This is a genomic window from Castellaniella hirudinis (assembly GCF_042651965.1).
Taxonomy (GTDB): domain Bacteria; phylum Pseudomonadota; class Gammaproteobacteria; order Burkholderiales; family Burkholderiaceae_B; genus Castellaniella; species Castellaniella hirudinis.
In genome coordinates, this window is sequence record NZ_JBHSDY010000010.1 from 487,203 (window position 1) to 509,461 (window position 22,259).

The 22,259-nt window shown below is 68.0% G+C and carries 23 protein-coding genes and 1 tRNA gene; 21 read left to right on the forward strand and 3 right to left on the reverse strand.

Annotation, left to right across the window (positions count from 1 at the left end; genetic code table 11):
• Nucleotides 1-6 precede the first annotated feature (6 nt).
• The 7 genes from sufC to ACFO0J_RS15945 all read left to right on the forward strand — a co-directional run bounded on the left by sufC (nt 7) and on the right by ACFO0J_RS15945 (nt 6,484).
• Nucleotides 7-789, forward strand: coding sequence for a Fe-S cluster assembly ATPase SufC (sufC, locus tag ACFO0J_RS15915; RefSeq protein WP_376814058.1), 783 nt, complete (start codon nt 7-9; stop codon nt 787-789).
• Nucleotides 786-2,102, forward strand: a complete 1,317-nt coding sequence (gene sufD, locus ACFO0J_RS15920; protein ID WP_376814059.1) for a Fe-S cluster assembly protein SufD — start codon at nt 786-788, stop codon at nt 2,100-2,102. Before sufC ends, sufD begins: the two co-directional genes overlap by 4 nt.
• Nucleotides 2,099-3,361 carry a cysteine desulfurase gene (locus ACFO0J_RS15925; protein WP_376814060.1) on the forward strand — a complete coding sequence of 421 codons (1,263 nt, stop codon included), beginning with the start codon at nt 2,099-2,101 and terminating at the stop codon, nt 3,359-3,361. The genes sufD and ACFO0J_RS15925 overlap by 4 nt, the downstream gene beginning before the upstream one ends.
• A 3-nt stretch (nt 3,362-3,364) precedes the next feature.
• Nucleotides 3,365-3,817: a Fe-S cluster assembly sulfur transfer protein SufU gene (gene sufU, locus ACFO0J_RS15930; RefSeq protein ID WP_376814061.1), complete on the forward strand. Its 453-nt coding sequence runs from the start codon at nt 3,365-3,367 to the stop codon at nt 3,815-3,817.
• A 35-nt stretch (nt 3,818-3,852) separates the two neighbouring features.
• On the forward strand, nt 3,853-4,410 hold the full coding sequence (gene sufT / locus ACFO0J_RS15935) for a putative Fe-S cluster assembly protein SufT (RefSeq protein WP_376814062.1): 558 nt from the start codon (nt 3,853-3,855) through the stop codon (nt 4,408-4,410).
• Nucleotides 4,411-4,510: 100 nt separating this feature from the next.
• The gene (locus ACFO0J_RS15940; RefSeq protein WP_376814063.1) at nt 4,511-6,379 is read left to right on the forward strand and encodes a GGDEF domain-containing protein; all 1,869 of its coding nucleotides are present in this window, start codon (nt 4,511-4,513) and stop codon (nt 6,377-6,379) included.
• Nucleotides 6,380-6,407: 28 nt separating this feature from the next.
• Nucleotides 6,408-6,484: transfer RNA gene (locus ACFO0J_RS15945), tRNA-Pro, on the forward strand.
• 91 nt (nt 6,485-6,575) lie between these two features.
• Here ACFO0J_RS15945 and ACFO0J_RS15950 read toward each other — a convergent pair.
• Nucleotides 6,576-6,962 carry an ACT domain-containing protein gene (locus ACFO0J_RS15950; protein ID WP_376814064.1) on the reverse strand — a complete coding sequence of 129 codons (387 nt, stop codon included), beginning with the start codon at nt 6,960-6,962 and terminating at the stop codon, nt 6,576-6,578.
• Between the two features lie 40 nt (nt 6,963-7,002).
• Complete coding sequence (locus ACFO0J_RS15955; protein WP_376814065.1) at nt 7,003-7,581, reverse strand: NnrU family protein; 579 nt, start codon at nt 7,579-7,581, stop codon at nt 7,003-7,005.
• A gap of 178 nt (nt 7,582-7,759) precedes the next feature.
• Here ACFO0J_RS15955 and ACFO0J_RS15960 point away from each other — a divergent pair, with 178 nt between their 5' ends.
• The 4 genes from ACFO0J_RS15960 to ACFO0J_RS15975 all read left to right on the forward strand — a co-directional run bounded on the left by ACFO0J_RS15960 (nt 7,760) and on the right by ACFO0J_RS15975 (nt 12,536).
• A complete protein-coding gene (locus ACFO0J_RS15960; protein ID WP_376814066.1) occupies nt 7,760-8,320 on the forward strand; it encodes a TetR/AcrR family transcriptional regulator in 561 nt (186 codons plus the stop codon).
• 146 nt (nt 8,321-8,466) lie between these two features.
• Nucleotides 8,467-10,674, forward strand: coding sequence for a sulfatase-like hydrolase/transferase (locus tag ACFO0J_RS15965; RefSeq protein WP_376814067.1), 2,208 nt, complete (start codon nt 8,467-8,469; stop codon nt 10,672-10,674).
• Between the two features lie 49 nt (nt 10,675-10,723).
• Entirely contained in the window at nt 10,724-11,830 is a 1,107-nt protein-coding gene (locus tag ACFO0J_RS15970; RefSeq protein ID WP_376814181.1) for a formylglycine-generating enzyme family protein, read from the forward strand.
• A 34-nt stretch (nt 11,831-11,864) separates the two neighbouring features.
• A complete protein-coding gene (locus ACFO0J_RS15975; protein WP_376814068.1) occupies nt 11,865-12,536 on the forward strand; it encodes a prepilin peptidase in 672 nt (223 codons plus the stop codon).
• A gap of 24 nt (nt 12,537-12,560) precedes the next feature.
• Here the strand turns inward: ACFO0J_RS15975 and ACFO0J_RS15980 are convergent, their stop codons facing one another.
• Entirely contained in the window at nt 12,561-13,031 is a 471-nt protein-coding gene (locus ACFO0J_RS15980; RefSeq protein WP_376814069.1) for a type II secretion system protein N, read from the reverse strand.
• 111 nt (nt 13,032-13,142) lie between these two features.
• Here ACFO0J_RS15980 and gspG point away from each other — a divergent pair, with 111 nt between their 5' ends.
• Genes gspG through gspE form a run of 10 tightly spaced genes read left to right on the forward strand, consistent with a single transcriptional unit; the run spans nt 13,143 to nt 22,245 of the window.
• Nucleotides 13,143-13,568: a type II secretion system major pseudopilin GspG gene (gene gspG / locus ACFO0J_RS15985; RefSeq protein WP_376814070.1), complete on the forward strand. Its 426-nt coding sequence runs from the start codon at nt 13,143-13,145 to the stop codon at nt 13,566-13,568.
• A complete protein-coding gene (locus tag ACFO0J_RS15990; RefSeq protein ID WP_376814071.1) occupies nt 13,558-14,055 on the forward strand; it encodes a prepilin-type N-terminal cleavage/methylation domain-containing protein in 498 nt (165 codons plus the stop codon). The genes gspG and ACFO0J_RS15990 overlap by 11 nt, the downstream gene beginning before the upstream one ends.
• Nucleotides 14,052-14,444, forward strand: a complete 393-nt coding sequence (gene gspI / locus ACFO0J_RS15995) for a type II secretion system minor pseudopilin GspI (RefSeq protein ID WP_376814072.1) — start codon at nt 14,052-14,054, stop codon at nt 14,442-14,444. Before ACFO0J_RS15990 ends, gspI begins: the two co-directional genes overlap by 4 nt.
• Nucleotides 14,441-15,121: a PulJ/GspJ family protein gene (locus tag ACFO0J_RS16000; protein ID WP_376814073.1), complete on the forward strand. Its 681-nt coding sequence runs from the start codon at nt 14,441-14,443 to the stop codon at nt 15,119-15,121. The genes gspI and ACFO0J_RS16000 overlap by 4 nt, the downstream gene beginning before the upstream one ends.
• Nucleotides 15,118-16,017, forward strand: a complete 900-nt coding sequence (gene gspK / locus ACFO0J_RS16005) for a type II secretion system minor pseudopilin GspK (RefSeq protein WP_376814074.1) — start codon at nt 15,118-15,120, stop codon at nt 16,015-16,017. Before ACFO0J_RS16000 ends, gspK begins: the two co-directional genes overlap by 4 nt.
• A 13-nt stretch (nt 16,018-16,030) precedes the next feature.
• The gene (gene gspL, locus ACFO0J_RS16010; protein WP_376814075.1) at nt 16,031-17,071 is read left to right on the forward strand and encodes a type II secretion system protein GspL; all 1,041 of its coding nucleotides are present in this window, start codon (nt 16,031-16,033) and stop codon (nt 17,069-17,071) included.
• Nucleotides 17,068-17,652, forward strand: coding sequence for a type II secretion system protein GspM (gene gspM, locus ACFO0J_RS16015; RefSeq protein ID WP_376814076.1), 585 nt, complete (start codon nt 17,068-17,070; stop codon nt 17,650-17,652). Before gspL ends, gspM begins: the two co-directional genes overlap by 4 nt.
• Nucleotides 17,649-18,473, forward strand: coding sequence for a type II secretion system protein N (gene gspN, locus ACFO0J_RS16020; protein ID WP_376814077.1), 825 nt, complete (start codon nt 17,649-17,651; stop codon nt 18,471-18,473). The genes gspM and gspN overlap by 4 nt, the downstream gene beginning before the upstream one ends.
• Complete coding sequence (gene gspD, locus ACFO0J_RS16025; RefSeq protein ID WP_376814078.1) at nt 18,470-20,827, forward strand: type II secretion system secretin GspD; 2,358 nt, start codon at nt 18,470-18,472, stop codon at nt 20,825-20,827. The genes gspN and gspD overlap by 4 nt, the downstream gene beginning before the upstream one ends.
• The gene (gene gspE, locus ACFO0J_RS16030; protein ID WP_376814079.1) at nt 20,824-22,245 is read left to right on the forward strand and encodes a type II secretion system ATPase GspE; all 1,422 of its coding nucleotides are present in this window, start codon (nt 20,824-20,826) and stop codon (nt 22,243-22,245) included. Before gspD ends, gspE begins: the two co-directional genes overlap by 4 nt.
• The last annotated feature ends 14 nt before the right edge of the window (nt 22,246-22,259 follow it).

Here is a 22,259-nt window from a genome sequence, read left to right on the forward strand (position 1 = left end):
CATCTCATGCTGAAAATCGACAATCTGCACGCCTCGATCGAGGACAAGGAAATCCTCAAGGGCCTGAGCCTGCACGTCAAGCCGGGCGAAGTTCACGCCATCATGGGTCCCAACGGGGCCGGCAAAAGCACGCTGTCCCAGGTGCTGACCGGCCGCGAAGCCTATAAGGTCACGTCCGGCACCATTGAATTCGAAGGCCGTGACCTGCTGGAACTGAACGTCGAGGAACGCGCCCGCGCCGGCATCTTCCTGGCTTTCCAGTACCCGATCGAGATTCCGGGCGTCTCCAATGCCTATTTCATGCGCGCGGCGGTCAACGCCATGCGCCGCGAGCGCGGCCTGTCCGAACTGGACGCCATGGATTTCGTGAAGAAGGCCAAGGCCGAGATGAAACTGGTCGGCATGCGCGATGAATTCCTGTATCGCTCGGTCAACGAAGGCTTTTCCGGCGGCGAGAAAAAGCGCAACGAGGTCCTGCAGATGGCGCTGCTGGAACCCAAGCTGGCCATTCTGGACGAAACCGATTCGGGGCTGGACATCGACGCCCTGAAAACGGTGGCCGACGGCGTCAACCGCCTGCGCTCGCCCGAACGCGCCATGATCGTCATCACGCACTATCAACGCCTGCTGGACTATATCGTGCCCGACTATGTGCACGTGCTGGCCCAGGGCCGGATCGTGCGTTCGGGCGACCGTGAACTGGCGCTGAAGCTGGAAGAACAGGGCTACGGCTGGATCGAAGGCGCGACGCCTGCCGCCAGGCCCGCCGCCCGCGGGGTGAGGGCATGAGCGTCAATAACGACCTGCAAGCCTGGGCCGATACCTTCGGCCGGCGCGCCGGGGGATTGCCCGGCGCCGGGGTCCCCTGGTTGGCCGACGTGCGCCGCCGGGCCCTGGACCGCTTCATGAGCGAAGGCTGGCCGACGCCCCGCATCGAGGCCTGGCGTCATACTTCGCTGGCGCCGCTGGCCGCTGCCGCCTTCGACGACGGCGACGCCCAATCCGTGGCCGAGCAGGTCGCCGCGCTGAAGGCCGCCGAACCGGGCCACTGGCTGGTGTTCGTCGACGGCGCGTTTGACGCCGCCTTGTCCGAGGTCGGCGCGCTGCCGGCCGGCGCCACGATCCTGCCCCTGTCGCACGCCTGGGCCGATCACGCCGAAGCCATCCGCGCCGCCTACGGCGATGCGGCCGAGGGCCACAGCACCAGCGCCCTGAACCTGGCCCTGGCCAGCGACGGCGCCTGGGTCCGATTGGGGCGCGGCGTCGCCCTGGAACAGCCTGTCCACCTGGTCTGCGCGGCGGCCTCGCCGCGCGCGGCGCACTTTCTGCGCCACCTGATCCAGGCCGAGGCCGGCGCCCAGGCCACGGTGGTCGAACACTATGTGGGCGCTCCGGGTGCGGCCAATTTCCGCCACGCGGCCACGCGCCTGCGCCTGGATCAGGACGCGCGCATCACGCACCTGAAGCTGCAGCAGGAATCCGCGCAGGCCTGGCATCTGGGCGAGATCGACGCCGTGCAGGGACGCGGTTCCTACTTCGCCTCGCACTCGGTGTCCCTGGGTGCGCGGCTGGCGCGTCACGACATCGCCACGCGCTTTGCCGACGAACGCTGCGAGACCCTGCTGAACGGCCTGTACTACGTCGATCAGCGCCGCCATGTCGATCACCACACCCTGATCGGCCATGAAAAGCCGCGCTGCGTCAGCCACGAGTCCTATCGCGGCATCATGGCCGATGCCGCGCACGGCGTGTTCACCGGCCGCATCCTGGTGGCGCCCGGCGCCGATGGCACCGACGCCGTGCAGCGCAATGACAGCCTGCTGCTGTCGCGCCTGGCCAAGTCCGACGCCCGGCCCGAACTGGAAATCTACGCCGACGACGTGAAATGCGCCCACGGCGCGACCGTCGGACGCATCGACGCCGACAGCCTGTTCTACCTGCGCTCGCGCGGCCTGGACGAGGCCCTGGCGCGCGACATCCTGATCTACGCCTTTGCCGCCGCCAGCGTCATGCGCATCGAATCCGATCCGCTGCGCCAACGGGTGGAGCGCGCCGTGCGCGCGCTGCTGCCGGGCGGCGCCGCCCTGGAGGAGGCCGCATGAACGCCCCGCTGACTTCGACGCAAAGCGCATCCCTGGCCGAGGGCCTGGTGTCGCCTTGGGCGGATGATTTCCCGATCCTGGCGCGGCCCGTGCGCAAGCGCCGCCTGGCCTACCTGGACAACGGCGCCACGACGCAAAAGCCGCGCGCCGTCATCCAGGCCCTGGAGACGTACTACACCGAGTCCAACGCCAACATCCATCGCGGCGTGCACTGGCTGTCGCAGCACGCCACCGACCTGTACGAACAGGCGCGGGACCGTGTGCGCACGCTGCTGAATGCGCCCGACAGCCAGCACATCGTGTTTACGGCCGGCACCACCGCGTCCATCAATCTGGTGGCCCAGACCTGGGGCCAGTCCCTGCGGGCGGGCGACGAGATCCTGGTCACGGGAATGGAACACCACTCCAACATCGTGCCCTGGCAACTGCTGTGCGCGCGCACCGGCGCCGTGCTGCGCCACGCGCGCATCACCGACAGCGGCGAACTGGACCTGGACGATTTCCGCGCCCAATTGAATGCGCGCACCCGCCTGGTGGGCTTTGCCCATGTGTCCAATGCCCTGGGCACGGTCAATCCGGCGGCCGAACTGACGCGCCTGGCGCACGAGGCCGGCGCCCTGGTGCTGATCGACGGCGCCCAGGCCGTGGCCCACGCCCCGGTGGACGTGCAGGCCCTGGATTGCGATTTCTACGCCTTCTCCGGCCACAAGCTCTACGGCCCCACCGGCATCGGCGCGCTGTATGTGCGGGGTTCGATCCTGGCCGATCTGCCGCCCTGGCAGGGCGGCGGCGACATGATCCGCACCGTCAGCTTCGAGGGCAGCACCTGGGCCGCCGGTCCGCAGCGCTTCGAGGCGGGCACGCCGAACATCGGCGGCTCGATCGTGATGGGCGCCGCCATCGACTATGTCCTGTCCATCGGGCTGGATCGCATCGCCGCGCACGAGGCCGCGCTGCTGGCCGACGCCACCGAGCGCATGCAGGCGCTGCCGGGCGTGCGCCTGGTCGGCACGGCCGCCCACAAGGCGGGCATCCTGTCGTTCCTGGTGGACGGCATCCACCCGCATGATCTGGGCACGATCCTGGACACCGAAGGCGTGGCCATCCGCGCCGGCCACCATTGCGCCATGCCCTTGATGTCGTCTTTCGGCATCCCCGGCACGGCGCGCGCGTCCTTCGCCTTGTACAACGACGGGCGCGACATCGACGCCCTGGTGGCAGGCGTGCGCAAGGCACAGAAACTGTTTGGGGTGGGGTAGGCCATGAGGGATAACGACGACGGCCTGCGCGACCTGTACCAGGAAGTCATCTTCGATCACAACCGCAAGCCGCGTAATTTCCATGCGATGGACGACGCGTCGCACCGCGCCGACGGGCACAACCCGCTGTGCGGCGACCAGTTGACGGTCTACGCCAAGGTCAGCGACGGCATCGTCCAGGACGTCAGCTTCATCGGCCACGGCTGCGCCATTTCCACGGCGTCGGCCTCGTTGATGACCGAGGCCGTGCGCGGCCAGCCGGTCGAGCAGGTCGAGGCGCTGTTTCGCGACATCCACGCCATGCTGACCGAAGCCCACCCGGATTGCGATCTGGGCAAGCTCGAAGTCCTGTCGGGCGTGCGCGAATTTCCGTCGCGGGTGAAGTGCGCCACGCTGGCCTGGCATACCCTGCACAACGCCATCGTCCAGGCGGGCGATACGGCCGTCACTGAGTAATGCGATGAACCAAAGAGAAGGTCAAAGGTAAGCTCATGAGCTTCAATCGTCAGGAAGTGATCGTCAACCGGGACTGCCCGGCCGTCACCGTGCCCTACGGCTCGCCCGTCACCATCGAGGCGGGCTGCGAGGCCGTCATCACCCAGCAACTGGGCGGCACCTACACCGTCATGGTCGAGGGCAATCTCTACCGCATCGAGGGCAAGGACGGCGACGCCCTGGGCTTCGAGCCGATCGAGGACGTCCGCCACGTCCATGAAGGCCCCGCCACGGCGGAATCCGTCGAGGACGCCGCCTGGGCCATGCTGTCCACCTGCTACGACCCCGAGATCCCCGTGGACATCGTCAATCTGGGGCTGGTGTATGAATGCAATGTCCTGCCCGCCGGCGCCCCCGATCGTTTCCGCATCGAAATGAAGATGACCCTGACGGCGGCCGGCTGCGGCATGGGCACCATGATCGCCGACGAGGCCCGCAACAAGCTGCTCAACATCGAAGGCGTGGACGAGGCCACGGTCGACCTGGTCTGGGATCCGCCCTGGAGCCGCGAAATGATCAGCGAACCGGCGCGCTTGCAGTTGGGCTTGCTATAGCCAGGGTATTTGATCTTTCGCAGCCGGGCCGCGGGCGGATTCATCAGAGTGTCATGAAATTCATTTAATGTAAGCGTTACTTTGCCTTACAGCGTATTTCATGACCTGTCTCTCGTACCCCGAGCTGTGTGAACCGCTACTGCCCGACAGCGCTCGTCATGACGAGCAGGACGGCGTGACCGTGCTGCTGCTCCAGGGAGAACTGAGCGCCGCCTTCCAGCCCATTCTGTGGATGCAAGAAGGCACGCTCCTGGGGTACGAAGGGCTCATCCGGGGACCGCAAGGCAGCCCGTTGCACGCCCCGGATCATCTGTTCGAAGCGGCGCGCGCCCGCGATCTGGGCGTTCAGGTCGAATACCGCGCCTGCCGCGTCGTGATCCAGCGCTTTGTGGCGCTGAACCTGCCCGGCCGTTTGTTCCTGAACATCAGTCCCATGGCGCTGCTGCATATGGCCGATGGAGCGCTGAGCCTGGCCGCCTTGCTGGCCGAGTCGGGATTGGACCCGACGCGCCTGGTGATCGAAATCACCGAACAGAACCCGGGCGGATGCTGCCCGAGTCTGGGCCCGGCGGCGACCCGGCTGCGCGCCCGGGGCGTCCAGTTCGCCATCGACGACCTGGGGGCCGGTTCTTCCAACCTGGGGCGCTGGCTGGAACTGCGGCCCGAATTCATCAAGACCGACAAAATCTTTACGGCCGGCATCCAGAACGATTTGCTGCGCCAGCAGGTGCTGCGTTCAGTCTGCGACATCGCCACCGTGGCCGGAGCCGTGGTCGTCGCCGAAGGTGTCGAAACCCTGGATGAGCTGGCCTGTGTCGCCGGCCTGGGCGTGGCCTGCGCTCAAGGCTATTACATCGAACGCCCTGCGGCCGAACCCGCCCGGACGCGCTGGTCCGAATTGACGGCCAGCCTGGCGCAGCGCCGGATCGCCGATTCGCGCGGCAGTCTGGATACGGACCCGTCCCACGAGGGGGCGGAAGGCCGTGCGCTGCAGTTGCTGCGCCGCATGCCGTGCGTATCGCCGACGCTGCCCAACGAGGCGGTATTCGACCTGTTCCGGCGCCATCCCGAATGGCACACCTTGCCGGTAGTGGACGAGGACGAGCCGGTCGGCATGCTGACCCGGGCCAGTCTGATCGAGCGGTTCTCATTGCCGTATCAGCGCGAACTGTACGGCCCCAAGCCCTGCCGCCTGTTCATGGACGCCGCACCGCTGATCGTGGACATGCACACGCCGCTGATGACGCTCAGCCGTTGGCTGGCCGAGGCCGAGGGCCATGGCCTGGTCAACGATTTCATCATCACCGGCCGGGGCCGCTACCTGGGGATCGGCGCCAGCCAGGATCTGCTGCAGGCGCTCAACCGCCTGCAGCTGCGTGCGGCCCAGCATGCCAATCCGCTGACGCAACTGCCGGGCAACGTGCCCATCGACCGGCGGATCCAGCGCTTTCTGGCCGACGGCCAGACGTTTGTGGTGTGCTATGCCGATCTGGACCATTTCAAGCCCTTCAATGACGTGTTCGGCTACCGCTGCGGCGACGACGTGATCCAGTTGCTGGGGCGGGTCCTGTCGGTGCATACCGACGCCGGCCAGGACTTCCTGGGGCACATCGGCGGCGACGATTTCATCCTGCTGTTCCGCAGCCCGGATTGGCGGGCGCGTTGCGAAGCCATGCTGGACGATTTTTCCCTGGGCATGACCCGTCTGCTGGATGAGACGGGGAGGGCGGCGGCGGGCGGCTACGAGGCCGAAGACCGCCAGGGCCGGCGCAGGCGCTACGACCTGCCGACTTTGTCGCTGGGCGCTGTATCCGTGGAGCCTGGCGCCTACCAGTCGCGCCACCAGATCGCCCAGGCCGCCAGCGAGGCCAAGGCCCAGGCAAAGAAGCAGCACGGGCCTTGTCTGTACGTCGAGCAGCGCCGGCCGAACCCGTCGTTTGCAGCACATGCTGGATCGCAAGCAGTGTGAAAATTTCTATGCTAGAATCACGTTCTTTCGGGGCGTAGCGCAGCCTGGTAGCGCACTTGCATGGGGTGCAAGGGGTCGCGAGTTCGAATCCCGCCGTCCCGACCAGCATTGCCAAGGGTCCACAGATTTCGGTCTGTGGACCCTTGTTTTTTGGCGAGCCCTTGCACCCCATGCAAGGGCTCGCCACATCCGGGACTCAGGGCTCGTGCAAGAACTCATGGCCCGCAGCAAGAAGCAGATCACGCGCTTTGATGCGGTCGCTCTCGGCAACAAGCACATGCTCGCCGTCGAATGTGCATACGACAAACACGCCGATGCCATGGGTGGATAGAGGGGTGATCAGCGAATGGACGATCCCGGCCGCCTGGAAATCAAACGGGCCGATTGTCCGGAGACAGGCCCAGCCCGGTTCGCTTTCGACCGTGTCCGGCACCCGGTCTTCCATGCAAACGATGGTCAGTTCGTCATCGGCGCGGACGATGGCGGAAAAACCTGGTCCGCAAGCCCAGCCGGGAATCGAACTGTCGGGGGGGAGGCGGGCAATCGTGTAACGCCCGGCAATAAATCGAAGTCTCAGCGCCATGAATGGTATTTCCCTTCTATTGTTCCCGCGGCCTGTCAGCCTACCCCAGCACCGGCACCCCGATCAGCACCCCATGCAGCTTTACAAGAAAACCCAGCCAGATCAGCACGCCGGCCACGAGACTGAACATCGTGCCCGGCAGCGCGCCCGCCGCATAGCGTGTCTCCTGATCCCGGTCCCGCCGGCGAGCCGCCTTGAGATCCAGCAGGGCCCAGACCAGGAAGCTGGCAAACAGGATGATGTCGGCGAGTTCGCCGTTGGCCAGCAGATGGCCTAGCGCCCAGGCCTGCACGCCCAGCAGCATCGGATGATGCAGGCGCGCTTTGATGTGGTTGCGCGGCACATAGGCGGCGGCAATCAGGATGAAGGCGAGCAGCACCAGCAGAGCGGTCAGATGCGGCATGCCGGCAGGGGGTGTCCATAGAAGGACTGGGGCTTGCCTGGCCTGGCCGAAACCCAGGATGATCAGGCCCAGGCCGATCAGTGAAACCGCCGAATAGCCGATCTTCCAGGCGGTTGCGCCGAAGCGGGCGATTTGCCGGCTGCGCCATCCGTCCGCGCAGATGCGGATCGAGTGGGCGCCAAGGAACAGGATCAGACCTGCGATCAAGAGTGTCATGATGAACTGCCTTATCTGTGCCGCCTGGAGCCGGGTAGGGGCCACGGCAATGGTTGAGGATTTGTTTACAATGTAAACATCAAATCCATGCTGATTCTATTGATCAATGTGTACGATGTCAACATTAGCATCCGCAGAAAAATCGACAAAAAAATATCACCATGGCGACCTGCGCCAGGTGCTGCTGGCCGAGGGGATCAAGCTGGTCCGTGAGCAGGGGCCGGACACTCTCTCGCTGCGAGAGCTGGCGCGCCGTGCCGGGGTGTCGGCCATGGCGCCGTACCGGCATTACCCGGACAAGGACAGCCTGCTGGCGGCCATCGCAGCCGAAGGTTTTCGGCGCCTGGCCAGACAGTTGGCGTCGGTCACGGATGCCCGGGCCGGCACAGGCGGCCTCCTGCTGCAAAGCGGCCTTGCATATGTACGATTTGCGCTGGCCGAACCGGCCTTGTTCCGCCTGATGTTCAGCGCCCGGCGGTTCAAAGACGACGCTCCCGAGCTGAATCAGGCCCGCGCGGCATCGTTCGATGCTTTGATGCGGCACTTGAACGCCGACGCCGGACCGGAGCAGCAGAGGGCTCGCGCGCACGGCTGCTGGGCGCTGGTGCATGGTCTGGCGCTGCTCCTGCTGGATGGCCTGCTGCAAATTCCCGAAACGGGTTCCCGCGATGCTTGGCTGGCGCAGATCATTGCCGGTACGGTCGGTCAATCGTCTCCGACGACGGACGGCATTTCATAGGCGGTTGCTGAAGGTTAAATCTTTTTCATCTCTTGACATAGATTAACTTTTTCCTTTCAATGCGTTTACAAAGGTAAAAAGGGGTGGGGATGAAAAGAGACAAAAGAGGCTCGTTTCTTGCTGGATGCGCGGCGGTCGGTTCAGTCGTGTTGCTGGCTGCTTGCGATGACGGCGGCTCCAGCCGCCGGGTGGCGGATGCGGCGCCGGCCGAATCCGGCAAGCCCAACATTATCTTCGTCATGATGGACGACGTCGGCATCGATCAGATGACGTCGTTCGGCTATGGCGGCGCCAATCCCCCGAAAATGCCTAATATGGATGCGGTGGCCCAGGCGGGCATCCGCTTTCGCAATACCTGGTCGCAGCCGGAATGTTCGCCCGCGCGGGCGAGTTTCTTCGTCGGACGCTACCCCACGCGCACCCGTATCTACCAGGCCATTGGACCCAGCGACCTGGCCAATTCACAGCTTTCGCCCTACGAGGTCACGATTCCCCAGCTGCTGAGAAAGGCGGGATACGAAAACGGCATGTTCGGCAAGTATCACCTGGGCGGGCCGGAAAACAATCAGGCGGTCAATACCGGCCCGGCCCAGTTTGGCTGGGATTATTTTTATGGCTGGATCGGCGGCCTGCCCGACTCGATCGACGTGCAGGCCGGCGGTGGCGCCACTTCGGGCGGCGCCACGTGCGGCTTCGTGCCTGGGGCGGCGGTCGCACCAGTCGGCGCCGCGCGCGGCGCCTGTTATTTTCCGGACAATAGCTGCAAGCTGGTCGACGCGACGACTGGGCCGGATGTGGCGGGCCTGCAATGCCTGGCGGCCGGAGGCATTCTCGATCCGGGGGTCACTGCCTGCGGCGTGAAGCCGGCCGGCATCGACTTCTCCCGTTACAACGCCTATTACGTCTCGCCCCTGATGATCCTGGACAATGGCCGGGAGGAAAAAGTGCCGCCCCAGGATCCGCGCGCCCGTGGTTATCGCACGACCATCGAAACAGATGCGGCCATCGACTGGATCAATGCGCGCGCCGCCGGCAAGCCCTGGATGGCCACGGTCAGCTATACCTCGGCCCATACGCCCTGGCAGCAGCCGCCCGCAGCCCTGATGCCCGATCTGGCCGGTGTCACCGCATTCGACAATCTCGACTGCACCAGCACTGGGGCGGCCACGACCCTGCGGACCCTGCAGAATCGCATGACCCAGGCCCTGGACACTGAATTCGGCCGCCTGCTGGTGGAAACCGGGATTGCGACCTGGAATCCCGACGGCAGCCTGAACTACGATCCCGAGGCCAGCAACACTGTGATCGTCATCGTGGGCGACAACGGGTCGCTGGGCACGGCTGTCAAATTGCCCTTTGACGGTGCCCGTGCCAAGGGCACGGCCTACCAGACCGGCGTCTGGGTGCCGCTGATCGTGGCGGGGCGCGGGGTCGCGGAGCCCGACCGTGACGTCGAGCATATGGTCAACGGGGTGGACCTGTTCGAACTGTTCGGTGAACTGGCGGGCATCGACGTGCGCCAGGAATTGCCGGTGTCCCGTCCGGTCGACTCCGTGGGGATCCAGGCGTATCTGAAGAATCCGGCGCAGCCCTCCTTGCGCCAGGCCAACTTCACCATCGGCGGCCTGAACCAGCAGGCCAACGGCGGACGCAACGGGCCTTGCGTCGTGGGGACGAGCCCGGGCACCTGCACGCAAATCCCCACCTCGAAGTCGGTGTGCGAGGATAACGGCGGTTTCTGGTGGGGCGTGGGGCATGACCCCCTGGCTCCGTATGACGGTGACGATACGGAAACCTACGAAACCTGCGCCAAGGTCAATCAGGTTCGTTACGCCACGAACAATGCTGCCTTGATGTACGAGATCTTGCCGGATCAGTCCGCAGCCGTCCGTAACGAGCGCTACAAGCTGGTGCGCAACACCTTCACACGCTTCGACACGGTCGAGGGCATCATCAAGGAGGTGGAGGTCGAGTTCTACGAGGTCGATCAGGCCAAGGGCAACGCGGTTATGCTCGATCGGGACGGCGCGAGCAAGATCAATCTCGACGGCACGCCCAAGCCGGGCTGGACCATCGAAGAAGACCAGGCCTATAAGGATCTGAAGGTCAGAATGGATCGCCTGCTGGCTTCGGGGGTCGTCTGCGAGGGTGACGGCAATACCGACGGCATTGTGAACCAGGCTGACCTTGACAATTGGGGCCGTATTTACAGCGGCTGGGAGAAATCCAGCGTCTATGATTTCGCCGGCCATACGGCCGGCAGCCCGCCCGACAGCCTGACGGATGGTTTCGACCGGGACATCATCAGCCTGCAACTCGGCAAGACCTGCGTCTATCCGCCCAGTGTCTATTGATCGCCCGCGTATCCGCCCGCGATTCGTCGCCCTGTCCGCCGCGATCCTGATGGTCGCGGCGGCGGGGGGCTACGCCTGGTTTCAGGCGTCCGCGCAGGCGGGGGCGGTCGAGCCGACCGTCATTCTGGGCGACGGGCAGGACACGCCCGCAGGCATGGCCTGGGTCCCGCCCGGCGTCTTTTTGATGGGCAGCGACAGCCGCCTGGCGCAGCGCAACGAAAAGCCGGCTCATCCCGTGCGGGTGCGGGGGTTCTGGATGGATGTCACTCACGTCACCAACGACCAGTTCGCCGAATTCGTGCGGCGGACCGGCTACGTGACCACGGCCGAACGCAAGCCCGATTGGGACACGATCCGGGTCCAGTTGCCGCCCGGCACGCCCAGGCCGTCCGATGCGGTGCTGGTGCCGGGGGCCATGGTGTTCGTCGGCACGACGACGCCGGTGGACCTGTCGGATTACAGCCAGTGGTGGCGCTACGTGCCGGGCGCCGACTGGCGGCATCCGCAAGGACCGGGCAGTTCGATCGAAGGCAAGGGCGACCACCCCGTGGTCCAGGTCAGCTATGCCGACGTCCAGGCCTATGCCCAGTGGGTGGGCAAGCGCATGCCGACCGAGGCCGAATGGGAATACGCCGCGCGCGGCGGACTGGAACAGGCTACCTACGCCTGGGGCGACGAATTGATGCCCGATGGGCGGCCCATGGCCAATTATTGGGATCGCGGCCAGGGCACTTTTCCGGTGGTCAAACCCGAGGCGGGCGGCGCGGCCGGCACGCTGCCGGTGACGTCGTTTCCGGCCAACGGCTACGGACTGTACGACATGACGGGCAATGCCTGGCAATGGGCGGCCGATTGGTACGATGCGCGCTATTTCGCCCGCCAGGCGAAGGCCGCGCAGGGCAGCCCCATCGACGATCCGCACGGACCGTCCCGGTCCTACGATCCGTCCGATCCAGGGGTGCCGGTCCGCGCGCCCAAGCGGGTGATCCGGGGGGGATCGTTCCTGTGCAATGAAAACTATTGCCTGTCCTACCGGCCCAGCGCGCGTCAGGCGGCGGACCCCGCCAGCCCCATGTCGCACGTGGGTTTCCGGCTGGTCTCCGATGCGCCGCCGCCGGCGTCGCCGTCTCTGCTGGCCCGTCTGTGGCCGCATTGAGGCGAGGTCCGAAGCGGGTAGGAGGGGCATGAGCATGCTGTGGATCACATGGAATCTGGCACCGGCGGCGACCGGGTGCGCCGCCCTTGTTTTTGCGTTGCTGTTGGCCGTGCCGCTGGCCCGGGCCGCCTGGTGGCTGCCCCGGACCCTGGATGACGCCCTGCCGGCCGAGCCGATGCCCGCCCATTGGATGGGCCGGCGGATTTTCCTGTCGGCGGCGGCGCTGCTGGCCCTGGCATGCGCCTGGCGCTTCGGGCCGACGGGCGCGGCCCTGGCCGCCATCGTTTTCGTGTCGGTCCTGCTGGTCCTGGCCTGGATCGACGCCGAGACCGGTTTTTTGCCGGATCGCCTGACGCTGCCGCTGCTGTGGCTGGGCCTGCTGGTCAATATGGACGAGACCTTCGCGCCGTTGGCCTATGCGGTCATGGGCGCAGCGGGCGGTTACCTGGCTTTCTGGTGCGTCAACGAGGTGTTCCGGGTGATGACGGGGCGGGAAGCCCTGGGCCGGGGCGATTTCAAGCTGCTGGCCGCACTCGGGGCCTGGCTGGGGTGGGCGGCCTTGCCTCGCGTCGTGTTCGCGGCCGCCGTCCTGGGTTTGGCGGTGGCGCTCGTGCGTCGGATGGTGGGTCGGCTGGCGCCGGGCGAAGCCTTCGGTTTCGGGCCTTTTCTGGCGGCGGCGGGCATCGCCGCCTTGTTGGGGGCGTAGCGCGTGGCGGGGCGGTGGATGCGTTTAGCGGCCGGTGTGCGGCGGCCCCGCAGGGATGAAACCCGGGGCGGGCGCCGCTGCTGCGGGCGCGGTGATGGCCTCGTCCATGCCGTCCTGGCTGACGACGATACCGTGGGCGTGGACCTCGGCCAGCGTGACGCCGGGAGCCAGCGTGTCGCCGACGCGGAAGGCACGCGCCGGCGCGCCGTCGATCGACAGGATCGCCGTGCCCCTGGGGCCGGCGGCCATCAGGCCGGTCATGCGCACCTGCAGGCGGCCCCGGCCGCTGCCGAACCAGCCGGCCAGCGTGTCCAGGGAAGGCGCCGGAGCGGGTTCCACCGTCAGCATGGGAGGCGCCGGATCGGGTTGCGGCGCCAGCAGCAAGGCGCCCCACAGGCCGATGCCGCCGGCGATCGCCAACAGGGCTGCGCCGTGCAGCAGGCCGGGGGCGTGACGGTGCAGGAAGTCGGCGGCGGGAAGAGAGAGGACGGGCATGGATCGCGGGGCGCGTGGTCCGGAACGTCGAAGCTGTTCAGTATAGTGCTGGTCGCGCGTCGCGTGGGCCGGCTCCTAGGCGGACCGGAGGTCCGCTCATCGTGGAGCATCATGAAATCAGGTTCTTTCCTTCCCCGCGCGCCGCGGGAACGCGGCTTTTCGCTGATCGAGATCATGGTGGTGGTGGTCATCATGGGCATCCTGGCCGCGCTCGTCGTGCCCAACGTCATGGACCGTCCCGACCAGGCCCGAGTCATCGCGGCCCGGCAGGACGTCGCTTCCATCCAGCAGGCGCTCAAGCTCTATCGCCTGGACCACGGCCGCTACCCGACCGTCGAGCAGGGACTGGACATCCTGGCCGGCGGGCCGGACGGCAAATCCCGCTACATGGACCGCGTGCCCCGCGATCCGTGGGGCACTCCCTATCAGTATTTGAATCCCGGCGTGCGGGGCGAGGTCGATGTGTTTTCCCTGGGCGCCGACGGCAAGCCCGGGGGCGAGGGCGTGGATGCCGAGATCGGAATCGATGCGCGGTGACCCGCAGCGCGGGTTCACACTGCTGGAGACGATGGTCGTGCTCCTCATCGTGGGTGTCGCGATGGGGGCGGCCGGCGTGTCCGCGTTCGGCGATGCGCAGATGCGCACGCTGCGCCAGGATGCCCAGAGGCTGGCGGGGCTGTTCATGACGGCCCAGACCGAGGCCCGGGCCGTCGGCGTGCGCATCGCCTGGCGACCCGGCGAGCGGGGGTTCGCGTTCGAGCGGCTGCCGCGCCCGCTGGTGCTGCCGGCGCGGGTGGCGGCCCGCTCGTCCCGGATGCAGGACCAGCGCTTTGCGGCGGATGCCCCCCTGCGCCCGCGCGCGTGGCTTTCGGACGGACCGGTGTCGGTCGACATCCGGCCCGGCGGCGCTTTGGTCTTCGATGGCGACTGGATCCATGGGCCGCTCGACGTCACGTTGAGCGCCGGCGGTCGGGTCGTGCGTCTCTCGCGGTCGGGCAACGGCCATTACGAGGTCCGGCCATGAGCGCGCCGGGCCGTTGCGGGCACGGGGATCGCCAGCGCGGCTTCGCACTGGTCGAAGTGCTGGTGGCGCTGGCCATCGTCGGCGTCGCGCTGGCGGCCGGCATCCGCGCGCTGGGCGTGGGCATCGGCGGCACGCAGGCGTTCAGGCTGCGCAGCCTGGCCCTGCAGTCGGCGGAAAACGTCCTGGCGGAAATGCGCCTGCAGGGAGACTTTCCGGTCCTCGGCCGGCATCGCCGGCCCTGTCCGCAGGCGGATCTGGCCCTGCAATGCGAGCAGTGGGTGCAGGCCACGCCCAATGCGCGCTTCCGCCGTGTGACGGTGCGTGTTCAGTTGGGGGCGGATGGCCAGGTGCTTTCCGAACTCGACGGCCTGGCCTCGCGTCTGCCATGAAGAGCCCGCCTCCTTCCCAGCGTGGATTCACCCTGATCGAGGTGCTGGTCGCCCTGTTTCTGCTGGCGCTTCTGAGCCTGATTTCCTGGCGCGGCCTGGATGCCGTGCACCGTGTTTCCGAGCGGCTCGATGCGCGCGCGCAAGAGACGCTGTCCCTGGTGCGTGCCCTGAGCCAGATGGAGCGCGACTTGCGGCGGCATGCCGGGTCGGACGTCCTGCCTGCCTGGCAGGCGGCTGCGGGCGAGGCGGTGCCGCCCGGCCTGGCGTTCCCGGCGCCAGGCATCGCCTGGACTCGCGAGTCGGGGCTGTTCCTGGTGCGTTCGACGGGCGATGGGCGGTGGCAGCGGCTGCACTGGTACGTGGACCAGGGCGTCCTCTACCGGGCGGCCGGGGCGCCGTCGTATCGTCTGCCGCTGCCCGAACCGGGAATGGCGGTCGCGGTCCTCGACGACATGCGTGCCTGGTCGCTGCGTGAGTGGCGCTCCGGTCAGGGGTGGGCGGACCCGCAGGCCGCGTCGGCCGATGGGGCCGCCGCGCCGCGACCGCCCGCCCGTGGCGGAAGACGTGCGGGGATGGAAACCGTGCCGGCGGACGGGATTGTGGGCCTGGAGCTCGTGCTGCACCGCCAGGAGGCCGGCGCCCGGCGGGCCTACCGCAAAGTGGTGCTGCTGCCATGAGGACCGCCGAGTTCCGTCAACGCGGCATGGCGGTCATCGCCGCCATGCTGGTCGTGATCGCCGCTTCCGTGCTGGCCATGGCGCTGATCGAAGGGCAGGGCCGGCTGGTGCGGATCCTGTCCACCGAACGGCATCTGGCCCAGGCGCACTGGCTGCTGCGCGGCGGGCTGGACTGGTCCCGGGTCATCCTGCATCTGGATGCGCGTGAGAACGCCACGACTCGGCTCGACGGTCTGTGGACGCAGACCTTGGCGGACCTGCCCGTGGGGCCGGCCGACAACCCCCGGGCCGCACTGTTTTCCGGTCGGATCGAAGATGCGCAGGGTAAGTTCAATCTGCGCGACCTGGCGGCGGACGGCCGGGCCAGCCCCGCCGCCGTGGCTTCCCTGGAAAGACTGCTGCAATGGCTGGGACGGGATCCGGCCCTGGCCGGTGCGCTCGCACAGCGGATTGCCGACAGCCAGCCCGGGCCGGGGAGGGCGCCCGTCGCGATGGGCCTGCGCAGTCTCGACGACTTGCAGGGGATCGAGGGACTGGGTTTGCCTGGGGTGGAGGCGCTGCGGCCCTATGCGGTCTACCTGCCCGAGACGGTGCCGCTCAATGCCAATACCGCGCCGGCCGAAGTGCTGGGCGCGGTGATCGAGGGGCTGGGGCTGGCCGGGGCACGAGACCTGGCCGCTCAGCGCGACCGGGGACTGTGGTTCGTCAATCGCGGCGATCTCGTCAACCGCCTGCCGACGTTGCAAGCGAGCCGGATGCGTCGCCTGGATGTGCGCAGCGATTGGTTCAGCGTGGCGGGCGAGGTTTCGGTGGGTGATACGATGGTCGGGCTGCGAGCCTTGCTCCAGCGGGACAGGCAGGGGAGAGCCTCGGTCCGCTGGGTCAGCTACGGATGACAAGATAAAAAGAATGAAGAGACAACACGTACGGCTGCTGCTGCCTCCTCTGTCGGAACTGACACCTGTCGTGCCGCTGGCCTTTGCACTGGTGGGCCGCGACGGCCGCCTGCTGCGTTCGGGACAACTGGACCTGAGGCCTCTGGCGGCGCTGGCGGGCGCCTGGCCCGTACACGCCATCGTGTGCGACGGCGACGCGGTGGTCACCCATGTCACGGTGCCGCCCGTCGCCGCCCGGCGGCTCGGCGACGCGGTCCGCAGCAGCATCGAACCCATGACGCTGTCCGATCCCGATCATCTGCTGGTGGCCCACGGTCCGCGCCAGACCGACGGTATGGTGGCCGTGGCGTGGACGGCGCGCGACCCTCTGGAGCGGGCCTGGTCGCTGCTGGCGTCTGCAGGCCTGAACGTCGTGTCCCTGGTGCCGCACGCCCTGGCCCTGCCGGAGGGTGACCCGCATCCTGACCGGGCCCTCGAACTGCCCGCAGGACCCCGCTGGCTGGCGCCCCTGCCTGCCTGGTCCTTCGCCGGTCCGGCCCGCCGCCCGGCGGGCGGTGCGGGACGCTGGCGCCGGCCGCTCGCCTGGGCCGCCGTCGCCTGCGCGGTCTGGGTCCTGGGCCTGAACATTCATGCGGCCCGGCAGGGCGGTCGGCTGGACGCGCTGCGCGAGTCCATGCGCCGGACCGTGCAACAGGCCTACCCGCAGATCCCCGTGGTCGTCGATCCCCTGCGTCAGGCCCGGCAGCAGCGCGACGCCCTGCGGCTGGCCGGCGGCGATGAGGCCGCCGATGACTTCATGCCTCTGGCCCTGGCCACGGCTCAGGTTCTGGGGTTTGCGCAGGGCCACGTGCTCGGCCTGGGCTACGCGGACGGCCGGTTGACGCTGACGCTGGCGGAGGGCTACCGGCCGCCGGTCGATGAGGCCGCCTTGGCGCGGACGGCCGCCGGGCAGGGGATCCGGCTGGAACGCGATGCGGCTCGCCCGCATGTCTGGCATGCGGCTCGGCCGGATGTGGCCGAAGGTGCGGCCCGGCCGTCGGGAGACGGGAAGTGAACGGCCCGGACATGCTGCGCCGGCGGGATGCCTGGAACGCGCGGGCGCAGACCCTGCTGGACCGCTGGGGTGCGTCCTGGCGGCGTCTGAGCCCGCGCGAACGGCGCCTGCTGGGCCTGGCGGCTTTGCTGCTGGGCGCTGCCGTCCTGTGGTTGGCGGGCTTGCGACCCGCGCTTGACACGCTGCGCCGGACGCAGGAGCAACTGCCCGTGCTGCAGGCGCAGGCAGCCGAACTCGAGGCCATCGTGCTGGAGTCCCGTGCCCTGAGCCGCAGCCGGCGCGGATCCATGCCGGTCGAGGAAACTGTCGCCGCACTGCAGGACAGTCTGCGACAGGCCGGCCTGCAGGCGCATGGCCGTTTCGGGACGGCGCGCGTGGAAGGCGACCCGATGCGGCAGGTGCTGGTGGTGGATCGCGCGCCTGCCGCAGGCCTGCTGGCCTGGCTGGCGCAATTGCCCGAAATCGCCCGGGTACGGGTGCATCGTCTCGATCTGGCGCGCAGCCACGTCGATGGCCGGGACCGTCCAGGCCTGCTCAGCGGCACCGTCGAACTGGCGCTGTCGATAGAGGAGACGCCATGAACGCGCCGGCCTCTCTTCAGCGCGACGACCGGCGCGCGCGGCACACAGCAGGGCCGGCGCGCTTGGCCGCAGTCCTGGCGTTGACCGCCGTGGCTGCCCTGGCGGCGTTGAGCGTGCTGCCGGCCCGCTGGATCATGGCCTGGGTGCCGGATACCGCGCCCGTCACGGTCACCGAGGCCCAGGGCAGTCTGTGGTCGGCGCAGGTCTCGCTGGCCGTCGGCGCAGGGCCTTTGCGGCGCAGTCTGCCCGAACCCTTGCGCTGGCGCCTGGCATGGGCCGGCGGCCCGCGCCTGGTGTTGTCGCACGCCTGGCTGCACAGCCCGCTGGAGATCCGCCCGGCCTGGGACGGACTGCATATTTCCGGCCAGACGCTGCACATTCCGGCAGTGGTCCTGACGACTCTGCATGCCGTGTTCAATACGCTGGAGCCCGGCGGGGAGCTGCTGCTGCAGTGGCCTGATCTCCGCGTCGGCCGTAGCGGCCCGCAAGCCGCACCGGGACAGCCCCTGTTGCTGGCCCGCTGGCGCAACGCCCGTTCCGCCCTGAGCCGCGTCGTGCCGCTGGGCGAGTACCGCCTCTCGGTGGAAGCCGCCGCCGGTCCGGAGCCGGTCTATGCCCTGAGGCTGAAGACGGACCAAGGTCCCCTGCGCCTGGAGGGCGCCGGGACGGTGACGTCGGCCGGCCGGCTGCGCTTCGACGGCAAGGCCTGGCCCGATGATTCGGCCCCTATCGAAACACAGGCTGCGTTGCGCCGCCTGCTGGATGTCCTGGGACCTGAAGCCGGTCCCGACGGAGCAACTCCCCTGCGGATGCATTCATGAAAACAGAAACTGTCCGACACCTGACTCTGATGCTGTCCCTGCTGGCCCTGAGCGGCTGCGCGGCGACGGACGCCCCCCGTCAGGCCCAGGAATCGCCTTTGGTGGTCTATACCGCGGTGGGATCCGGGGCGCCGGCGCCTGCCGGGCGCCCGGGCGCTGCGCCTGATGGCCTCCGGCAGGCGCAGCGCCCGCGCCGGCTGCAGCCCATACCCGAACGGCCCGAGGCGCCCGCGGCCGCCCATTCCGGTACGAGCGGGCCGATGACCCAGCTCAATTTCCAGGAGGCCGAGCTGGGTTCGGTGGTCCGCGCCCTGGCCCGCTACACCGGCCGCAATTTCGTCGTCGATCCGCGCGTGCGCGGCCAGCTGACGCTGGTGTCGGACACGCCGGTCGATGCCGACACGGCGTATGCCATGCTGCTGGGCGCCCTGCGCATGCAGGGCTTTGCCGTGGTGGAGGTCGGCGGCGTCAGCCGCGTCGTGCCCGAGGCCGATGCCAAGTTGCTGGGGGGGACGGTGGTGTCGGGTTCGGAGCCGATGCATCGGGGCGAACTGCAGACCCGTGTCTTCTCCCTGCGCTACGAGAACGCTGCCGATCTGGTGCCGGTGCTGCGCCCTCTGGTGGCGGCCAACAACACCCTGGCCGCGCAGGAAGGCAGCAATTCCCTGGTGGTGACCGACTATGCGGACAATCTGGATCGCATCGCCCAGATCATCGCCCGCATCGACACGCCGCTGGCCGTGAACACGGACGTCGTGCCGATCGAATACGGCGTGGCACTCGACGTGGCCGCCCTGGCGCAGCAGTTGCTGCAGGACGGCAGCGGCCGCAAGACCCGGGACGTGTCCGTGCTGGCGGATCCCCGCAGCAATTCGGTGCTGCTGCGCGCCATCACGCCCGAACGCCTGAAACAGGCGCGCAAGCTGATCCTGCGCCTGGACACCCCGGAATCCCGCACCGGGAATCTGCATGTCGTCTACTTGCGTAATGCGCAGGCCACCCATCTGGCCGAGGTGCTGCGCGGGGCGCTGATGGGGCAGGGCGGGAGCGCTGAATCGTCCTTCGGGACTGCTTCGCTTGCGGCCGCTTCGCAGGGGGCGATGGCACAGCCGGGCCTGCCCGATGCCGCGTCGTCGTCCCAGGCGGGCGTCGCCGCGCCGGCGCTGCCGGTCTCCAGCAGCCAGAATCTGGCCTTCTCGGCGGCGGGCGCCACGATCCAGGCGGATTCCACCACCAATACCCTGATCATCTCGGCGCCCGAGCCCCTGTACCGCAGCCTGCGCGAGGTCGTCGACCAGCTCGATCAGCGGCGTGCCCAGGTGCTGATCGAAAGCCTGATCGTCGAGGTCAATGCGGACAAGGCCGCCGAGTTCGGCGTCCAATGGATGGCCGGCGGCAACGGCCTGAACGGCAATGGCGCCGCGTTCTTCGGCGGCGCCAACCTGGGGGGCACGGGGATCGGCCTGAATCCGGCCAGCACACGCACCACGATCGACGCCCTGGGCCAGGGCCTGAACCTGGGCGTCGTCAACGGGACGGTCAGCGCCCTGGGGACGCAGATTCTCAATCTCAGCGTCCTGGCCCGGGCCCTGCAGAAGCAGGGCGGCGTGAATGTGCTGTCCACGCCCAATCTGATGACGCTGGACAATGAGCAGGCCAGCATCATCGTGGGCCGCACGGTGCCGTTCGTGACGGGTTCCTATACCACCTCGGGCGATGGCGCCAGCAATCCCTTCCAGACGGTGCAGCGCGAAGACGTGGGCCTGACCCTGCGCATCCGGCCGCAGATTTCAGAGGGCGGCACGGTCAAGCTCGCCCTGTACCAGGAGGTCAGCAGCCTCGATCCGGCCTCGTCGCTGACCAATGGTTCGATCGTGACCCGCAAGCGGGCCCTGGAGACAAATGTGCTGGTCGACGACGGCCAGATTATCGTGCTCGGCGGTCTGCTGGAGGACATGATGGACGATTCCACGGCATCCGTCCCCCTGTTGGGCGACATCCCCGTGCTGGGCAATCTGTTCAAGTACCAGAAGCGCAGCCACAGCAAGACGAACCTGATGCTGTTCCTGCGGCCTCATATCGTGCGCACCGCCCAGGACGGCGCCCGCTTGACGCTTGATCGCTATAACTTCATGCGGGCGGCGCAGGCGGGCCTGCCGATCGAAGCATCGTGGCTGATGCCCGACGACGCCGTGACCGACCTGCCCGGGCTGCAGCGCGATCCGGACACGGGCCTGCTCGATCTGCGCGGTTTCCGGCGCGCCGACGAACTTTCGTCTGCGCCGGCTGCTCCCCCGGGCGGTCCGCTGCCGGGCAATGCGGCGGCGGTGACCGTGCCGGTCCAGCGGCCATGAGCCACCGTCTGCCCTACGCCTGGGCGCATACCTGGCGCGCCCTGCTGGAAACCGGCACGGCGGGCGATACGCTGACGATCTCGTCGCGTACGCCGCCGTGGGCCCTGGCGGAAATCCGCCGGGTGCACGGCGTGATCCCGGTGCGGGAAGTATCCGACGAGGCGCTGGATACGCTGCTGGCTGCAGCCTATGTCCATACAGGAGACGCCGCCGCCATCGTCGATGAGGCGGCCCACGACGTTGATCTCGGCCGTCTGCTGCAGGACCTGCCGGAGATCCAGGACCTGCTCGACACCCGCGAGGGGGCGCCCATCATCCGCATGATCAATGCCTTGTTCACCCAGGCCGCCCGCGATGGCGCCAGCGATATCCACATCGAGGCCTTCGAGACCCATTCGGTGGTGCGTTACCGGGTGGACGGCACGCTGCGCGACATCGTCAGCCCGCGCCGCGCGCTGCACAATGCCCTGGTGTCGCGGATCAAGGTCATGGCCAGCCTGGACATCGCCGAAAAGCGCCTGCCGCAGGATGGGCGCATCGCGCTGCGCGTGGGCGGCAGGCCCATCGACGTGCGGGTGTCCACGCTGCCGACGGGGCACGGCGAGCGGGTCGTGCTGCGCCTGCTGGACAAGGAAGCGGGCCGCCTGCAGTTGGACCGTCTGGGCATGGCGCCTGCCGTGCTGCAGGGGCTGGACGGACTGATCCGGCGCCCTCATGGCATTGTGCTGGTGACCGGCCCGACCGGCAGCGGCAAGACCACCACGCTGTACGCGGCCCTCAGCCGCCTGGATGCCGCGACGACGAATATCCTGACGGTCGAAGATCCGATCGAGTACGACCTGCTCGGCATCGGCCAGACGCAGGTCAATCCGCGCATCGATCTGACGTTCGCCTCGGCGTTGCGGGCGATTCTGCGCCAGGATCCCGACGTGGTCATGATCGGTGAAATCCGGGATCTGGAAACCGCCGAGATCGCCGTCCAGGCTTCGCTGACCGGCCACCTGGTGCTGGCCACGCTGCACACCAACGATGCCGTGTCGGCGGTGACGCGTCTGCTGGACATGGGGGTGGAATCGTTCCTGCTGGCCTCCACGCTGCAGGGCGTTCTGGCGCAGCGGCTCGTGCGCAAGCTGTGTGTCGAGTGCCGCCGGTCCGGAGAGGACGGGACGGCCGAACGTGATCCGGCGGGATGCCCGGCGTGCGGGCACACGGGACATAGCGGCCGCACCGGCGTGCACGAGCTGTTCGTGCTGGACGACACGCTGCGTGCCATGGTCCACGAAAATTGTGGGGAACAGGCCCTGCGGGACGCCGCGAAGCGCGGCGGCATGCTCGATCTGCGCCAGGACGGCGAACGCTGGGTTCGAGCGGGCATCGTCGCCCGGGCCGAGATCGAGCGCGTCGCGCGCGATCCGTGAAATAACGAAGGCCA

Excerpts from the sequence above, each read along its gene's own strand:
- gspD (WP_376814078.1), top strand. The coding sequence starts at position 18,470 with ATGAAAACAGAAACTGTCCGACACCTGACTCTGATGCTGTCCCTGCTG.
- gspI (WP_376814072.1), top strand. The coding sequence starts at position 14,052 with ATGAGCGCGCCGGGCCGTTGCGGGCACGGGGATCGCCAGCGCGGCTTC.
- ACFO0J_RS15925 (WP_376814060.1), top strand. The coding sequence starts at position 2,099 with ATGAACGCCCCGCTGACTTCGACGCAAAGCGCATCCCTGGCCGAGGGC.
- ACFO0J_RS16000 (WP_376814073.1), top strand. The coding sequence starts at position 14,441 with ATGAAGAGCCCGCCTCCTTCCCAGCGTGGATTCACCCTGATCGAGGTG.
- sufD (WP_376814059.1), top strand. The coding sequence starts at position 786 with ATGAGCGTCAATAACGACCTGCAAGCCTGGGCCGATACCTTCGGCCGG.
- sufC (WP_376814058.1), top strand. The coding sequence starts at position 7 with ATGCTGAAAATCGACAATCTGCACGCCTCGATCGAGGACAAGGAAATC.
- sufT (WP_376814062.1), top strand. The coding sequence starts at position 3,853 with ATGAGCTTCAATCGTCAGGAAGTGATCGTCAACCGGGACTGCCCGGCC.
- sufU (WP_376814061.1), top strand. The coding sequence starts at position 3,365 with ATGAGGGATAACGACGACGGCCTGCGCGACCTGTACCAGGAAGTCATC.
- gspL (WP_376814075.1), top strand. The coding sequence starts at position 16,031 with ATGAAGAGACAACACGTACGGCTGCTGCTGCCTCCTCTGTCGGAACTG.
- gspE (WP_376814079.1), top strand. The coding sequence starts at position 20,824 with ATGAGCCACCGTCTGCCCTACGCCTGGGCGCATACCTGGCGCGCCCTG.
- ACFO0J_RS15980 (WP_376814069.1), bottom strand. The coding sequence starts at position 13,031 with ATGCCCGTCCTCTCTCTTCCCGCCGCCGACTTCCTGCACCGTCACGCC.
- gspN (WP_376814077.1), top strand. The coding sequence starts at position 17,649 with ATGAACGCGCCGGCCTCTCTTCAGCGCGACGACCGGCGCGCGCGGCAC.
- ACFO0J_RS15975 (WP_376814068.1), top strand. The coding sequence starts at position 11,865 with ATGCTGTGGATCACATGGAATCTGGCACCGGCGGCGACCGGGTGCGCC.
- ACFO0J_RS15940 (WP_376814063.1), top strand. The coding sequence starts at position 4,511 with ATGACCTGTCTCTCGTACCCCGAGCTGTGTGAACCGCTACTGCCCGAC.
- ACFO0J_RS15970 (WP_376814181.1), top strand. The coding sequence starts at position 10,724 with ATGGTCGCGGCGGCGGGGGGCTACGCCTGGTTTCAGGCGTCCGCGCAG.
- gspG (WP_376814070.1), top strand. The coding sequence starts at position 13,143 with ATGAAATCAGGTTCTTTCCTTCCCCGCGCGCCGCGGGAACGCGGCTTT.
- ACFO0J_RS15950 (WP_376814064.1), bottom strand. The coding sequence starts at position 6,962 with ATGGCGCTGAGACTTCGATTTATTGCCGGGCGTTACACGATTGCCCGC.
- ACFO0J_RS15955 (WP_376814065.1), bottom strand. The coding sequence starts at position 7,581 with ATGACACTCTTGATCGCAGGTCTGATCCTGTTCCTTGGCGCCCACTCG.
- gspK (WP_376814074.1), top strand. The coding sequence starts at position 15,118 with ATGAGGACCGCCGAGTTCCGTCAACGCGGCATGGCGGTCATCGCCGCC.
- ACFO0J_RS15990 (WP_376814071.1), top strand. The coding sequence starts at position 13,558 with ATGCGCGGTGACCCGCAGCGCGGGTTCACACTGCTGGAGACGATGGTC.